We start from the raw sequence: 16,754 nt of genomic DNA, 5'->3' as shown, positions 1-16,754 counted from the left end.
TCTAATTTACAAATCCGTCTTTTCTTGAAAAATATTTTGCCGTTTTTGGTATGTCACTTATTTCTTTGGCAGGCACGCCTCCATATAACCGCCATTCGGTGTTAAACTTCTTATTCAATAAGGATTTAGCACCCAAAACAGAATACGAGGGTAAAACGGCCCCATTAAGAATGACGGAATTAGTCCCTACAAATGTATAATCGCCTATGGTTATGGGCGCACTATCTTGTCTGTTTTCTAAAACGTTGATGGAATGGGTTAAAAATTGGGTATTATAACCTGCTATAGTCGTGAATTTTCCAATTTTAATTGAATTCGTACAATCTAAATGATGGTTTTTTGTAATGGCCGATGATTCTCCTAAACACAATTCTGCTTTTCTATTTGGTTGATGCTTAAAATGTGCCGAATCGGTATGTGTTGGAAACCCTGTAATCCAATTGGTTCTCCCTATGGTTGCATTGGCATCCATTTGTATATAATCCAAATTTACGGCTACAGTAAAATGACCAATGTTGGTGTGCGGTCCCATCACCAATTTTTTTGGGAATATCCATGACAGGCCTATGCGAGCGGTTGGGTTTATTTCAAAACCATATAATCGTTGAAGCAAAAACCGCCGTATTTTCCATGGCATTAAAGTTGTTATAATTTTTAATATCATGACTGCTCTTGTTTTTTTAAATCAAATAAATCTAAATAGCCGTGTATCATTTGCTCGTTTGAAAACCTTTGAATGTTTTCAAAACCCTTTTCGATAAGTTCATTTCTAAAAGACTCGTTTTGCAACTTTAGAAACGCTTCTGCAAACAATTGAGGATTCAGAGGATCTGCATGTATCGCGGCGCCACCGCTCACCTCTGGCATAGGATTTAAATTACTGGCAATTACGGGAGCGCCACAAGCTTGGGCTTCTATCAGTGGCCATCCAAAACCTTCGGACAATGAGGGAAACACAAATGCCTTACAAGCACTAAACAAAGCAACCAACACCGTATGTTCTGGTCGCTCCATAGACATGACTCTGTGACTTAACCCCAAATGTGTCGCATAATCCATGAGCTCCTTCTCTAAAACATCACCAGCAAAACAAACATAACCATGCCATTTACCTTCCAATTTTTTAAGCATATCTATTAAAAGCTTTCTATTTTTTCTGGGTAGCGAAGATCCTACATGTAATATGAATTCATCCGCTTTGTCCATACCAAAAGGTTTGAGTAATGTACCATACTCTTCGGGCAGCATGGGGTAAAAAGGCGCATTAAACGCATTATGTATCACGCGCCATTCTTTATTCTTCCAGGAGGCAGATGGAGATAATTCTTTGAGCTGAAACATTGTATGGTGGGATACGCAGGCCATTTTATGGGCTTTGGATAAATTTTTTAAAATCCACTTTTGAAGAATCTGTCCCATTTTTGTTGCCGGACAATAAGCATCGGCATAGCCCAAAGCTCCACGAATGGCCAATACATCATGACAGGTAATTCCTGAATTGTTTTTGGGTAAATATTTTAAATAAGGTGCATTGGAATGATCGCACACATGATAAAAAACAGAGTTTGCTTTGTTCACTTTTGTTAAGATCCGGAATTTTAATACTAAAGGAAACACGAGCCATTTATCCAGATAACCCAAATATTTACCAAGTCCCTTGTAAGGATCTAGGGATTTTATACCAAAAAAAACATAAGGTCTCCAAATTTTTATTTCCATACCAGCATTGGTAAAGCCCTCTGATAACATGAGCGTAAAACGCTCCATACTTTCTTGTTTATCGGGTTTGTAATTGCCTATAAATATGATTGTCATGTTTAATAATGCATTTAAATTTCCTGATTGGGTTTGGCATCCGCTTTTTTGGAGGAAGCCAATATTAAGCCTCCCATCAAGGTACTAAAACCAAGGATGGTCGGTTGCGCCCATTGTCCTTGTAATATAACCGTGATGCCAAAGCTAAGCAATAACCATGGTAAAATGTTATCCATCTTGATGTTTTGATAACTTTTTATGCTAATATCGGCACAAAAAATAGCCCTTATTAATAATACCAAAACACCCAAAACAAAGCCCATCTCACCAATAAGTCTTAACCACTCTGCCTCAGCTATTAAAAAGGCTGATTTTCCTGTTAATAAAGCACTTCCCGCATTGGTACCCATGCCCAAACCATAACCAAAAAAGGGCAAATCACCACCCGAGATAGCATGAATCATATGGCCAAAAAAACGCTCAAACAAGGTGTTCGACATACCCCCCTCCACTTTATTGGCCGTTTCAAACCTATCGGTAAACGCTTCCGTGGCGGTTCCAAAAAATTCAGCATTACTCAGTACAACTAAAATTAACATAACAAATATGGCAAAAATGACCATACGGAGGATTAACTTTGGCTTACTGGTTACCGAAATAATCGTAAAAATAAACGTAACCGCTATCGAGAACATCAAAGTTCGACTTATGGACAAAGGTACCGCTGCCAATAATGCCACTGTAGCCAAGATTAATAGTCCGCGGTTGGTTTTTACCTTGGCCATCCAAAAATAAAAGATATAACAGGCCGCCATATTAAAAAACATGACATTGCCCGTGGTAAACGAAAAGGTACCAGGAGGTCTGAAATACCCCATGGCCCCACTAAATCCAGCCCCTTCTGTATCACCACCAATACCCCGATTGACCCAAGCGGTTTGGGGACTGTAAAACTGCAAGCCTATGAGCACTGCCATGCCTATGGCAATAACTAAAAGCACCTTGCCCATTTTAATTACATCTTCCAAATGAAATACCTTGCCTATGATAAACATAACCGGAAAATGAAGGATTAAAATACGAGCTCCAAAAACAGCCACCGTTAGGCTTCCGTGGCCAAACATCAAAGAGGCCGCAAAAGACAGCATGGTAATGAATGTAATGACCAACACATAAGCATTCGCCTTTATAATGTTGTGCTTCCAACAGATAAAAATTAACCACAAAGCCACAGGGTCCCTGACTATTAAAAGTGGGGTGGACAAAAAAGGTAAAAACCACTTACGAAGCGCCCCTTCAAAAATCAACAAGAAAAAGTAGAGCCAAATCCCTTTTTTAATGAGGTTCAATAGGGCTTCTTCCTTTGAAATACTGTCTTTATGTGTGGATAATTCGGTATTCATTTAGGTTTTTAATAGGGCTTCTGCTAATTCTTTTCCATAAACAGACCAAGGCCTTTTCTTCGCCGTTTCCAGAGCGGCTTTTCCAGCAGCGATGATTTTTTCAGGATTGGCAACTAAGGACTCTATACAGCTTTGCAAGGCCATTGTAGAGCCTGCCTCCACCAACCAACCATTCACTCCATGCTCTATAAGATCGGGGCCTGCCGTTCTATCGGTTGTTATAACGGGCGTTCCTTGAGACATCGCTTCGGTGATGACCAATCCAAAACCCTCAAAAAGCGATGGAAATAACAAAACATCATGTGCTAGCATTTGTGTAAGTATTTCAGAGTGTGGCAAACTAGGAATCCAGGTATGTTTTGACAAGGCCTTATCCAGTGCCTCACAATCGTTAGTACTTTTATTTCCTATAATGGTTAATTGTACTTTAGGAACGAAATAATCAACAGCTGCAAGCATATTGGCAATGCCTTTGCGTTGCGACAGCCCACCCACAAATAATAACTTTAAAGGGCGATTACTGATATCATACACTCTATTGGATACCGGTGTTGGAAACCCATAAGGTATCACTTGTACCGGTGCTAACTTTCCCGGATAGACCCTTAAGCTTTTGGCTGTAAAGGTACTGGCAACCAATATTTTATCGGCTAAGGCCAACTCTTCATCTTTGCGTTGGAGTTTTTGTTCGGAGTCTTTAAAGCCGGTTAAAGTCGCCGCCCAATCGGGCCATGCTTCCCGTTCCTTAGCTAATAACTGTCTTGCATAACGCCAATACCCAATGGGTAAATCGTATAAACATGTTATATGGTGCTTTTTTGCCTCTTGAAAGGAGTAATACGCCCCATCCTCATAGGCATACACAGCATCTAGGTGGTTTTTGGCATGTTTTTTTAAACTATCTGCTACTTTTTTATCAATATCATGATACACAGCATCAATGGAAAATAGTCCTGTTTCATGCTTTACTAAACTTTTTAGCCTAAACTTGGTGCTTAATAATCGCATCGTTTCTTTGAATGGCAGCATCTTGGTGACCTTCTTCAAGTCTTCATCAAAAGTTCTTCTGGACAATTCTTTTAAAGGGCCTATAGTTTTTAGTTTGTCTAAAAAGCCTCCAGAAAAAACAGCAATACAGGTATAAAACTTATAAAGTAGCTTCTGGTCTTTTAAACCTCTTAAAACCGCCCTATTGTTTTGATTGCTGGTTGGATGACTGACGAGTATCTTCATTATTTAATTATTATTTTAACCAATTAACCAAGCTCTGTTAGTTGCTAGAAACTCACACGGGTTGTAATCAAATGCTATGTTTCTATTCTTATTTAATACTTTAGCCGGATTTCCTACAACAATTTCACCAGGGTTTACCGACTTTGATACTACAGCCCTAGCCCCTACTACACAACCTCTTCCGAGACGAACACCAGGAAGAATCATGGCATCGGTGCCAATCCAAACGTAATCTTCTATGGTTATTTCAGCTTTCTTGTGTGGCCACTTTGGATCAAATACATCATGGGATGCCGTGAGTATTATTACTCCATCATTAATACAAACATTATCACCAATAATTACTTTATCATGCAATGCTATATTAGCTTTTCCGATGAATGAAAATGAACCGATAGTCAGCAAACTTTTGTTTCCCTTAAATTCTGCTTCACCAATTTCAGCCATTTTACTGATATTGGCTCCTCTCTTTAACAAATGATTATACCTCCTATTTTTTTTTAACAAATCGTTCATAAGAAACAAACGTTTGCCCCACGCCCGGTAAAAAGCTTTGCTCGTAACCGAGAACTTTGCTCGATTTTTCCATAAATATCTTAAACTTGCCATTCTTATAACAACTTTTAAATTAATTAATAGGATTATTAGCGTTAAAACCTTTTTTTATGTTTAGCAAACACGTTTCTTTTTATTCTAAATCTAAATCCGTTAAACACTCCTAGCCCTACAGCTTTCACATTTTTAAAAGGCACCAATACAACTTTTAAACCATAGTTTTTAATCATGGTAAAAGCTCTAACGATACCTGGTTGAACTTTTGTACCTATAAATAGCCCATAAAAAATGATAAATAAAATTTCATTAAAAGGTCTGAACTTGGCATATACATAAGCCATATTTTTTATATTGGTATAATTTATAACTGAAAAAACATCTCTTCTTTGGTCATATTGTTGACGTTGACTAATATAATGGAACAGGTAGTTTTCATTATCGTAAATGACCTTATAGCCGTTGCCTTGGATTTTTTGAACCAAATCGATTTCCCAACATTGTTCGGCACCGCGATCTTTTAAAAACATATCAATGGATAAATCTTCCAATGAGTCTCTTCTAAAAGAAAAATTGACGCCTTTTAACACATCCACCACCGCGGGTGACTCCTTAACTCCTAAATGATGATTCCCTACCATGCCATACCATCTAAATAAACCAACTTCTTTCACTGGATTATAGGCCAAGTCTTTAAGCTCCTCCGAAATAAGTTTATCGGGTCCTCCGTAGGCACCCATGTCTGTATTTTCCTTAAATGCTTTTTTTATTCTTTTGGCCCATCCTTCGGGCAACTCAATATCATCATCCGTCAAACACAAAATATCTTGTGTACTCGCTTGCAATCCCAGATTTAAAGCATGCACCACACTGGCTTTTTCACTTTGAATGACCTTCATATTCCTTAATTTACTTTTAAACGAACTAGCTAAATTGAAACTTTCAAGATCATTAGGACCAATGATGGTAATCACCTCATTGATATCTTCAATTTGCTTGTTTACAGAATGAAGCGTTCTTTCAAAGTCTATTTTCCGTTTGTATGTGGGGATTATCAAGCTAATGCCGCTCATGGTTAAGTGGTATCTTATAAAACATTCATTACTTTCCTTTTATTACTCCTTTAAACTTGAGTCTTATCTTATTGATAATATTTAATATTGGAAACAACTTAGGATGATTATTTCTTATATTATGCATAAACTTATCAAAACCTTTTTTTTCCAACCAACTCCCATTTATTAGATGGATGGCATACGAATTATTGTCTAAAAGCGTCAAATTACCCACCAAAACATTGGAAGGCAATATCAGCATATCCTCACTTAAAATTTGTTCTTTATCAATATATCTATAGCCATATTTTACTGCTACCCTACCCAATATGGCGGCTATTATAACTTCGTTGGTATCTTTCATACCACCTTCCTTATTCAAAAAAGACATATTATGATATTCTTCCAAACAGTCTTTTAAAAAAGGATGATTTGCTTTAGCGGCCATAATGGCTGATAAAATACAAAATCCATCAATGTATTGTTCCTTATCTATGGGTAAAAATTCTTCATTTAAATACTTAATTCCCTCCTGCTCAAACAAACCTGGATGATATTCATGTGCACTAAAAAACCCATGCTGAAACCATAAATCAGGAAATGGTTTTAGCAATTTAACATCTGTATCCATGTAAACCCCCCCTTCTTTGTAAAGCACATAGAATCTCGCATAATCTGAAACAAAGGCCCATTTCTTTTGAAGATAAGCCTGCTCTACAAATGCATTAGCCCTAACATCAAAATTTTTTTCAGACCAACACTTAATCTCATATTCTGGTAAATACTTTTCCCAAGTGCTAATGCACTTTTTTATAAAGGCAGATTTTTCCCCACCTCCAAACCAACAGTAGTGTATTATTTTTGGAATCATGCTATAAATTTAATGCTTTTATTATCCTAATGGACAATTTCCAACCGAACAACCATCTTAATACATTAAGTGCTTTCCGATCGGGTAAAATCAATTTAATACCGTTTTTTGTTAACATCCTGTTTATCCTTGGCATTAATGGTTTTATTAGTGGATAGTTTGTAAAAACATAAACGCCGACATATTTTGAACATATTTCACGCATTTCGGGAGTATCTTTGTAATTCAACAAAAGCCTAATTATAATCTCAAATGTATCTATTACAGTTGCAAACGCTTTTACCGAAATTTGTGTGCTCACGCCTTTTTTGGTTTGCCTCCAAATGGCAAAAACGTCATCAACTGACAATGCCATATCAGCCACTGCCGCCACCCTTGCAAAAAACTCCGCATCTTGGTTTTTAAGAACCGTTTCATCCCAACCACCCGATTTAACAATAAGATGACGATGCATTAAATGACAATGAGGCACATTCCATCCTTCTTGGTTCCATATAGCCACTAGTAACTCAATACCGGGAACAAAATCTTGATCTATAAATCTGGGAAGCGAATAAATACGACCGTCTGGTTCTAACATTTTTAACGGTGAGTGTATCAACGTCTCTTCAGTGCCATCTTTTAACATGCGCTCCAATTGCCTTTCTATCATCGTTTCAGAACAATAATCATCTGAATCCATGAATTTTATATAGTCGCCACTCGACTTTTCAAAAGCCAAATTACGGGCGGCATTACCTCCTTTTTTTTTATTTTTGAATACCTTTACTTTTTTTGATTCAAATTTTTGAGCTTTTTGATAAGAATCATCTGTGGAGTGGTCATCCACTATAACCACTTCAATATTTTGGTAGGATTGCTTTAAAATTTTTTGCAATGTCTCTTCGATGTATTCAGAGACATTATACATAGGAATACACACAGAAACTAGTGGACTACTGTAATTTGATTCAACCATTTAACTTAAAATATATTATAAACACATTTTTATTCTTACCTGTTATATCAATTATCTCCTCAATAAGCCTTTGAAACAAAATGTTCTAATTCTTTAAATGTTTTTTGTATACATTCAAAAAACTTTCAGCAACTTTAGTCATACTGTAAAATTGAGCACGTTCCTTGCAACGACGTGCTAATTTTTCATATGCTTCATCAGTCATATTTAATATCTCCACAACTTTTTTACACAAACTCTTAGTATCCCCAGATTCAATTAGTAAAGAGGAGTCTAAGGGTCCTAAAATATCAGCAGGACCAGGAACATTATAGGCAACCACCGGAATGCCACAGGCTAATTGTTCCACCACTGCCAACCCAAAACCTTCAACGTAACTAGGAAAAATGCCAACTTTTGAAGGTGATAGTAAAGAAATCAATTCATCTTGCTCGAATTTTGGAGTGATTTTGAGCTTAGAATAATTGTTTGCTTCAAATTCTTTTAAGACGACTTTTTCTGGCTGATCTCCACCTAACAAATGAAACTCATCTATGGGTAATTGGGAATTAATTTCGTTTAAAATTTGATTCAACTCAGTTATGCCTTTTCTAATAGTCCAAGATGCCAAGAACGATATGTTATTTTTTTTGTTATTCAACTCTTGTGAAGAAGCCTTCTCTATATATGTGTCTTGTAATCCATTAGGGAGTAATACAAGCTTTTCTTTCGGCACGCCTTCACTTGACAAAAAGTCATATTCATGACTATTAAGAACATGTACAATATCGGCATACTCTATGGAAGCATTTAGTTCTTTTAATCCTACCTTTCTGTCCAAGAATCTGTAAAGATTCCCAAACCTTGTTTTTATTTTAATGTTTTTTATAAGTCTATCATTTATTGTTTTGTAAGGTGGCCTGTTTTCATAAATTTCATATACTTGGGGAAGCCCATGAGAGCGGAATAAAAGAAGTCCATCATAATTAAAAGCTTTTTTTGGATATGGAACGCATTCAAAATTAGCATCAATAACATCATATTTATAAGCATTCTTTTTTAGATATTTCAAAATTAATTCAGGAAAGGTAGGCCCGAATATCCTAGCTAATTTATTTTGCCCTTTAGGATATAAATCATAATAAGATAATGTGTCAACATGATGCCCGATGCGTTCATATTCTCTTTTTAAGTCAAAAAAGACTTTTGGTATACCCATGGTATTTCCCCATGCATGATGTCCCATTACCAATAATATCTTGAATTTTGACATATTTATTTATTAAATTTGAGATCTAAATATTTATTTTTAAACACTAAATATTTTGCCTTTTAATGACATGAACTATATGGGTTGTTTGCCTATCTGGAAATATTCAAAACCCATATCTTTCATGGCTTTATCATCATATTGATTACGACCATCAAACACAACCGGTTGTTTTAATTGCGTTTTCAATTCCTCAAAATCTGGAATTCTAAATTCCTTCCAATCGGTTAATAACATCATGGCATCAGACCCCGGGAGCGTTTCATATTTTGAATTATGATAGGTTACTTTGGATACGCCTTTTAAATAAAAAGACTGTGCTTCGTGCATGGCCTTGGGGTCGTAAGCCTTTATACTGGCCCCTCGAGCTACCAAATCCTTAATAATGTAAATGGCTGGTGCTTCCCGCATATCGTCGGTATCAGGTTTAAAGGACAGTCCCCAAACGGCAAACGTTTTACCCGTTAGGTCTTCCCCAAAGCGCTTCACTACTTTTTTGGCAATAACCAATTTTTGGGCATCATTAACCGTTTCAACGGCACCAATTAATGATGCTTCGTATCCGTGTTCTTTGGCAGTGCGATGTAATGCTTTCACATCCTTAGGAAAACAAGACCCTCCATAGCCGCAGCCTGGATAAATAAAGCTATAACCTATTCTGCTATCCGAGCCTATACCAATACGAACATCATTGACATCAGCACCAACGCGTTCGCATATATTGGCGACTTCATTCATAAACGAAATTTTGGTTGCCAACATGGCATTGGCTACATATTTGGTCATTTCTGCTGAACGTACATCCATGGCAATGAAACGCGCTGAACCACTTCTAAAAAAGGTGGCATACAGTTGCTTCATTTTTTCAGCAGAAGCCGGATTATCAGCGCCAACGACCACACGATCTGGTTTCATAAAATCACTGATGGCATCCCCTTCTTTCAAGAACTCTGGATTGGAAACCACATCAAAATCAATGGTTACTTGACGATTTTCCAACTCCTGAGAAATAGTAGCTCTCACTTTATCGGCAGTTCCAACGGGCACTGTTGATTTATCGACTACAATGAGCGGGGTTGTCATGCTTTCACCTATCTCTTTGGCTACTTGCAGAACATATTTCAGATCGGCAGATCCATCATCACCTGTTGGAGTTCCGACGGCGATAAACGCGATATCGCAGCCATCCAGATTTTCAGAAAGTTTTGTGCTAAACTTAAGTGTATTTCTGTCATAATTTCTTATTACCATGGCTTCAAGCCCCGGCTCATAAATTGGAATAACGCCCTGCTTTAACTTATTGATTTTACTTTGATCGATGTCTATACAGGTTACCTTGTTTCCCATTTCTGCAAAACAGGTGCCACTTACTAGGCCAACATAACCAGTTCCTATAACTGTAATTTTCATATTGAAGTATTTTTTATTTTTACGATTTATCTATTAATTTATAATATTATTATATTTTAAATTTTTACAAGTAAAATGCGTTCTTTCTCTTTTCTCAAAAGCACCATTTAATTTGTGGTTCATATTAAAATCTTTAATATCTTTATTAACATACCTCATATAGGGTTCTGAATGGGTTAAAATAATGGGCATTTTCTTTTCTTGATCTAACTGGTTTTTCATGTTAATTACAACAGAGGTTTGATTTATGGAACAAAGTTGTATTGATATAACTTTCATGCATTACTGTTTTTGAATTTTTAAAAAAGTATATATCAAATAAATCACTGCCTGAACTGCATTGACATAAATATTGAATATTAATATGCCTTTAAGGGTCGCTATATTAAAAAACATGATTCCTGTAATGATAGTAACTATACTTAATGAAATGTATAGATAGGGATTTAATATCCAACCTCTACTGGAACTCATAGAAAAAATAATACCTGTAAGCAATCCAGCACAACTACCAACGATAAAAAGAATTAGTTCTTCATTCAAATTTGAATAACTATCGCCCAATACCCAAAGTATTTGATAGGAGAAAATCCAAAATAAAGCAGTTACTGTAATACATACTAAAATAAGTAAGCCAAGTGTTATTAAAAACCTTTTCATCAACAAGTTGGCATCTGCCTCTAATCTGGTAAATCTTGGCACCAATAAAGTAAAAAATACAGAACTAAATAATGTAAGCACTACGACTAAACGCCCTATAGCACCTAATTGAGCGACAGAGGTAACATTTCCAAAAACAGAAATTAACCAAATGGTTATTTGTCCGGATAAGGAATAATAAATGGCACCTGGAAGCACTCCACTAACCACTTTTAAAATTTTTTTTCTTATCAGTGCATCTGGCAATGCTGTTTTATCAACAAAATTTCGCGAAATCTTCTTCAACTGAATATTTCCATATATCCCGGGGATGCCACTGGCTAATATAGCGACAAATGTCCAAGGAAAAATAAACAAGGTTAAAGCTGTGAGACCAAGGCGACCCAAACCAACTACCATTTCGTTTTTTTGCAATGGCAAAATAGATTGATGCAATGTAGGCGCTATTTCAAGTAACGAATTGGAAAGTGCCGCGTAAAAAGCAGGAATAAGGGACAAAACGATTAATACGGATGATAACCAACTGGCACCATTATCAACTAATAAATAAAACAATATGGGGATAGATATCATAAGGCTTCCAATAGCAAACTTACGTCTTAAGTCTAGTCCTGTTGCTAATACAACACCTAACTTTTCCGGGTCCTTCCATACTTTGCCACCTTCTGCCGTAACTCCAGTAGAAATGCCACCATCAGAAAGAATAGCCATAGTACCCAACATTGTATTGGCTAATGTATATAGTGCATATTCCTGAATGGGCAAAAGCCGTATTACTAAAATACCACTCAAAAAACCAACAACTTGCACAACCATTTGGGCAAATCCAGTAATAAAAACCGCTTTCCCCCAATACATGATTTTATCACCATAGGGTAGCAATTGTATTCTTTTTATTTGATTTTTGATTTGGTTCAGTTTTAATTATTTTTAAGCGCTTTCTATGAATCAATAATCTTTCATAGTGTAGGTTCTAGCGTAAATTTATTTTTTAAATTCAGGTCATGATATGCAATTAAACGGGTTTTCCATAACCATAACTATAAACACCTGATTTTTCCATTTTTACATCATTAAATACTATCATAGGCTGTTTTAATCTTTTGTTTTCTGTAATTTCATTAATCACATTTAATTCCTCTTTTTTGGTATAATTAAACCGAACTACAAACAAAGTTGAATCGATATAGGGGTTTAACGAATAGGCATCGGCTACTTTTCCAATGGGTGGTGTATCAATGATGACATAATCAAATTTATCTTTCAGATCTTCTAATAATTCACCTACACGTTCATGAAGCATTAATTCCCCCGGGTTGGGTGGAATGGGCCCAGATCCAATAAAAAAGAGGTTTTTCTCTTTTTCATAGGGTACGATAAGATCATCAACACTTTTTTTGGAATCCACAATAAAATCGGAAAGACCATATTCGTAATCTAAATTCATATTTTTCATAAGTTTGGGAAGGCGTAAATCAAATCCTAAAACAACCACTTTTTTACCAGTTATAGCCAAACTTGCCCCAATATTAATGGAGACAAATGTTTTTCCTTCACCCGGTTTTCCTGAAGTAACCATGATCACTTGATTATTTTTACCTTGTGAAAGAAATTTTAAATTATGTCTCATCAATCTAAAAAGTTCTGCAACAGCTGATGCCTTATGTCCCGTTACAACTACCACATCTTTTTCCATACTACTAGGAATTTTACCTAAAATCGGCGTATTGGTAATGGCTTCAATATCTTCTTTTTCTAAAATTTTAGTGTTTAGTTTATCTTTTAAAAACACCCAAACAAAAGGAATAAACAATCCAAATATTAAAGCACCCATGTATATGGGGGTCTTAGCACCAGAAACGGGATAACTGGTGGCCTGTGGGGTTTCTATGATTCGCGTATCGGAAAAGGGCACGCTGATAGACAAGGCTTCCTCCTCACGTTTTTGTAATAGGTAAAGGTACAAGCTTTGTTTAATACCCTGATCCCTATTAATTTCTAAAAGGGCTCGCTCAGCCGTTGGAACTGAGGATATTTTTGACCGGTATTGAGATGATTTACTGGCTAATTCGCTTTGTGTTCTTAAAAGTTGGGCTTTGATATTTCTTACATTTTGTAATATCAGATTTTTACTTTCAATGAGTTGCCTGTCAAGTTCTGGCAACATGGGATTCCCAATACCCGAGGCACTAATTAGGTTTTTTCGTCTTTGAACCTCGGTATTGTATGCTAAAATTGAACCAGCAAGTACAGAACTATTGATATTATAGGAACTAATTGGCGAAAAAGATTGATCGGAGGATTGTATTAGACTGTTCTCCAGAGCATTTATTGTATTAATTTCTGAGCGTAATTCAGCCAACTCACGTTCTACCTCATCAGCTAAACTTACAAAACGAGAAGCGTCAGATTCCACATTAATCAAATCATTTCTTTGCTTATAGGTTTCCACATCCTTCTCGGCTACGTTAAGTTCACCAGTTAATAAATCCAACCGCTCATCTATTAATTTTAAAGTTGATTGCGCAAGGAAGTTTTTATTTTCTGCAGAACTCTTAGCATACACTTCAATTAGTTTATTGATGACATCCACCGCTCTGTCTGGAATAGGATCTGTTAAAGATATTCTCAAAAGTCCTCCACCACTTTCATACACGTTACTAATTCTAACTTTATTATTGTAAACGGAAGCTATGTTATTAATATTTCTAAACCTAACAAAAATGGGGTCCTGCGTTTTAAATTTATCAGATATTAAGTCAATGCGAAATTTTCCAAATTCGGTACTTAGTTGTTCTCCAAAATTGTATGTGGCTTTGCTAACACTTTCTTCATCCGCAAAGGTTTCTATCTGAAAGGTAAATTCATCAATAATGGAAACTGTTCCCAAGGTTCCATACTTCAAAATTGGCATGCTGTCATTTATAACAACTTTAAAGGGAACCGATTTATCATAAAGTTCTATTTCACTAAATCTGCCCTTAACATAATACGAAACATCATACTCTAACTCTTTCACGGTTTTTAGCATCAAATCGTAAGATGCCAAAACACCAATCTCATCATTAATATTTTTTGAATTCTTTATCAATCCTAAATTACTAAATGACTGCAAACCTTCTCCTTCCTCTTTATCATTTAGTAAAATTTTACCGCTTGCATAATACTCTGGAGTAACATTGTATCTTACGTAGAAATAAGCACCTACTAGGCAAATAATACTTGATATTAAAAACAAGTACCAATACCGTAAATAATTTAACAGAATTTTGAAAATATCTTTTTCCATATTTATAAATAACAATGAGGTTGATTACTTATGTCAAATTGCATTTTGACCTAATAATCATTTTTTAATGAAAGCTACGATTGCTTTTAATTATTTAATTTCAATAAATTAGAGTAAAGGAACATCTTTTTTTTAAAAATTCAAAGCAATGTAGTTCGCTTAAGATGAATATGCGTAATAAATTATATAATCAATAATATCTTTATCGATTAAATACAAATTTCTCAATTACGTTAAATGATTAGTCATAGGTATTTGATTTAGGGTCTATTAATTTGAGTCAATTAAACTACTTCTCTTAGTTTTTGTTTCACAATGGTATTCATTTCGTCAAGTAATACGGATACGTTGCTTTTTCCAATCCATTTAACACCAGAATTATTTTTCATTAACCACTCTTGAATACCAATTTCATTTCTAGAAATTAGTTTAGAAAGCATCACTAAATCATAGGTATCTTCTTTAATCCAGTTTTTTATAATATTGATTTCATCATCACCCACCATAGCAGGTTTTCCATCCAAAAACAAGTAGCCATTAACACCTGATATTCCAAAAACAATCCCTCTGTACTTTTCGCAAATATTAACAAATACATAAGATTTGAATAGTGGGGTTTCCACCACTTTATGACGATCACTCCAATATTTAACTTCCTTAATTAATGGATTAAATACTTGAATATTCATCTTATTTAATATGTCTGCAACTTTTTTTTCTTTGTTTCTTTTTACTGATAGTACAAACCAACTCATAATTTCTAATTTTTTATTCAATAATATTTAATAAGCTTTTTCTTCGCCTCTGAAAGCGTTGAAAATTGTTAAAAAAATAATTTTAAAATCTAATAAAAATGACCACTTCTCTACATATAAAATATCTAACCTAATTCGATTTAATATATCTGAAGGCTTAAGAATTTCTCCTCTATAGCCTTTAATTTGTGCTAGACCCGTAATACCTGGTTTAACAAAATGACGTACTAAATATTTGTCAACAGATATTTCATAATCAGAGGTATGCTGCTCCATATGTGGTCTGGGGCCAACAACACTCATATCGCCCATAAACACGTTGAAAAACTGAGGCAACTCATCAATACTCGTTTTTCGTAATATCCTACCTATTTTAGTAACGCGTCTATCATTTTTAGTTGCCATTTTTAAATTCGCTTCGCCATTACAAGTCATAGACCTAAACTTGATACAATTGAATGTTTGTCGTTTAAGACCATGCCGCTTTTGTGTAAAAAACAAAGGTCCTGGTGATTCCAATTTTATTAGCACATAAAGTAACGGAACTAACCAAGATAACAAGGTTATGATAACTACAGATGAAAACACCACATCAAAGACACGTTTTGCCATTCTACCAAAATCAGCTTCCAAAGGCACCGTTCTGAGATCTAAAACAGGTATTTTATCATACTTTTGAACAGTCATTGCTGCCGTATAAATATCTTTGTTATCTGGAATTATTTTGAGCTTAATCAAATTGTTATCTGCAAAATTTATTAAATTTTGCAAGTCAGACCTCGATAGCTTAGCAGCCGTACAATATACCTCGTCCACCCTATTATCTATGATATACTTAAAACAATCAATGATATTACCTAAATACGTAGGGCTTTCTGATTGACTGTCATCGAAAAAACCACAATAGCGATAGCCATAATATGGGTTATCAAAAACTTTACGTATTTTCTTTAGGTTTTTATCACGCCCAATAACCACAACATTCACATAATTTCCACCACTTAACCTGTAATTTCGAATGAACGCATAAAAAATCACTCGATATATGGTAAGCAATGCACATATTATCAAAAATATCAAAACATGATATTGAATATCTTTTGGTTGAATTGCTCTTATCCCAAACCATGAAAAGTAAGCCATTCCGTAAATAACATACAGATATAACACTTTTTTAATGTTGGTCATAAATTTTTCCTTACGAGCGGTAGGGTAAAAATTTAAACTGTAAGTGATTATTAACCAGGATATATTATAATATAAAATGCTAGGGATATTATAATACGTATCAGGAGTCATAATAAACAGTGTACCGTTTATTATCGTTAAATGGATAATTATAGAGAAAGGTATAATTAAATGAGAGTAACTCCTTGTTTTCATATAGCAATTAGTTAATTTTAAAAACTTTATAGACTTTAAAACCTACATTAAAAGTTTCTATTTAAATCCTTAACATTTTAAACATATTTTACTCATGTTATAAAATGCAACTCTTAGATTTTTATTCTTGCTATTAATCAAATCTTGAGGCATGAGAGTGTTCAATTCAATTTACAGATAC

The 16,754-nt window shown here is 35.0% G+C and carries 15 protein-coding genes; all 15 read right to left on the bottom strand.

Going from position 1 to position 16,754, the window contains the following annotated elements; translation table 11 throughout:
* Position 1: 1 nt before the first annotated feature.
* The 15 genes from ABD963_RS13620 to ABD963_RS13550 all read right to left on the bottom strand — a co-directional run bounded on the left by ABD963_RS13620 (position 2) and on the right by ABD963_RS13550 (position 16,573).
* On the bottom strand, positions 2-664 hold the full coding sequence (locus ABD963_RS13620) for an acyltransferase (RefSeq protein ID WP_345277714.1): 663 nt from the start codon (positions 662-664) through the stop codon (positions 2-4).
* A complete protein-coding gene (locus ABD963_RS13615) occupies positions 661-1,815 on the bottom strand; it encodes a glycosyltransferase family 4 protein (RefSeq protein WP_345277712.1) in 1,155 nt (384 codons plus the stop codon). Before ABD963_RS13615 ends, ABD963_RS13620 begins: the two co-directional genes overlap by 4 nt.
* A gap of 14 nt (positions 1,816-1,829) precedes the next feature.
* Positions 1,830-3,158 (bottom strand): hypothetical protein, encoded by a 1,329-nt coding sequence (locus ABD963_RS13610; protein ID WP_345277710.1) that lies wholly within the window; start codon positions 3,156-3,158, stop codon positions 1,830-1,832.
* On the bottom strand, positions 3,159-4,391 hold the full coding sequence (locus tag ABD963_RS13605; protein WP_345277708.1) for a glycosyltransferase family 4 protein: 1,233 nt from the start codon (positions 4,389-4,391) through the stop codon (positions 3,159-3,161).
* Positions 4,392-4,406: 15 nt separating this feature from the next.
* Positions 4,407-4,907: an acyltransferase gene (locus tag ABD963_RS13600; protein WP_345277706.1), complete on the bottom strand. Its 501-nt coding sequence runs from the start codon at positions 4,905-4,907 to the stop codon at positions 4,407-4,409.
* A gap of 134 nt (positions 4,908-5,041) precedes the next feature.
* Positions 5,042-6,016 (bottom strand): glycosyltransferase family 2 protein, encoded by a 975-nt coding sequence (locus ABD963_RS13595; protein ID WP_345277705.1) that lies wholly within the window; start codon positions 6,014-6,016, stop codon positions 5,042-5,044.
* A 28-nt stretch (positions 6,017-6,044) separates the two neighbouring features.
* Entirely contained in the window at positions 6,045-6,869 is an 825-nt protein-coding gene (locus ABD963_RS13590; protein ID WP_345277703.1) for a glycosyltransferase family 32 protein, read from the bottom strand.
* 1 nt (position 6,870) lies between these two features.
* On the bottom strand, positions 6,871-7,827 hold the full coding sequence (locus tag ABD963_RS13585) for a glycosyltransferase family 2 protein (RefSeq protein WP_345277701.1): 957 nt from the start codon (positions 7,825-7,827) through the stop codon (positions 6,871-6,873).
* An 85-nt stretch (positions 7,828-7,912) separates the two neighbouring features.
* Complete coding sequence (locus ABD963_RS13580; protein ID WP_345277699.1) at positions 7,913-9,079, bottom strand: glycosyltransferase family 4 protein; 1,167 nt, start codon at positions 9,077-9,079, stop codon at positions 7,913-7,915.
* 72 nt (positions 9,080-9,151) lie between these two features.
* A complete protein-coding gene (locus ABD963_RS13575) occupies positions 9,152-10,486 on the bottom strand; it encodes a UDP-glucose dehydrogenase family protein (protein ID WP_345277697.1) in 1,335 nt (444 codons plus the stop codon).
* 33 nt (positions 10,487-10,519) lie between these two features.
* Entirely contained in the window at positions 10,520-10,765 is a 246-nt protein-coding gene (locus ABD963_RS13570; RefSeq protein WP_345277695.1) for a hypothetical protein, read from the bottom strand.
* A gap of 3 nt (positions 10,766-10,768) precedes the next feature.
* On the bottom strand, positions 10,769-12,028 hold the full coding sequence (locus ABD963_RS13565) for an MATE family efflux transporter (RefSeq protein ID WP_345277693.1): 1,260 nt from the start codon (positions 12,026-12,028) through the stop codon (positions 10,769-10,771).
* A gap of 133 nt (positions 12,029-12,161) precedes the next feature.
* A complete protein-coding gene (locus tag ABD963_RS13560; protein WP_345277692.1) occupies positions 12,162-14,435 on the bottom strand; it encodes a GumC family protein in 2,274 nt (757 codons plus the stop codon).
* 284 nt (positions 14,436-14,719) lie between these two features.
* Entirely contained in the window at positions 14,720-15,190 is a 471-nt protein-coding gene (locus ABD963_RS13555) for a UpxY family transcription antiterminator (RefSeq protein WP_345277690.1), read from the bottom strand.
* A 27-nt stretch (positions 15,191-15,217) separates the two neighbouring features.
* Positions 15,218-16,573 (bottom strand): undecaprenyl-phosphate glucose phosphotransferase, encoded by a 1,356-nt coding sequence (locus ABD963_RS13550; RefSeq protein ID WP_345277688.1) that lies wholly within the window; start codon positions 16,571-16,573, stop codon positions 15,218-15,220.
* Between the last annotated feature and the right edge of the window lie 181 nt (positions 16,574-16,754).

It is taken from the genome of Litoribaculum gwangyangense, from assembly GCF_039543505.1.
In the GTDB taxonomy this organism is placed as follows: Bacteria; Bacteroidota; Bacteroidia; order Flavobacteriales; family Flavobacteriaceae; genus Litoribaculum; species Litoribaculum gwangyangense.
Note: the sequence above shows the minus strand (reverse complement) of the source record. Positions and strands in the feature narration are given on the sequence as shown.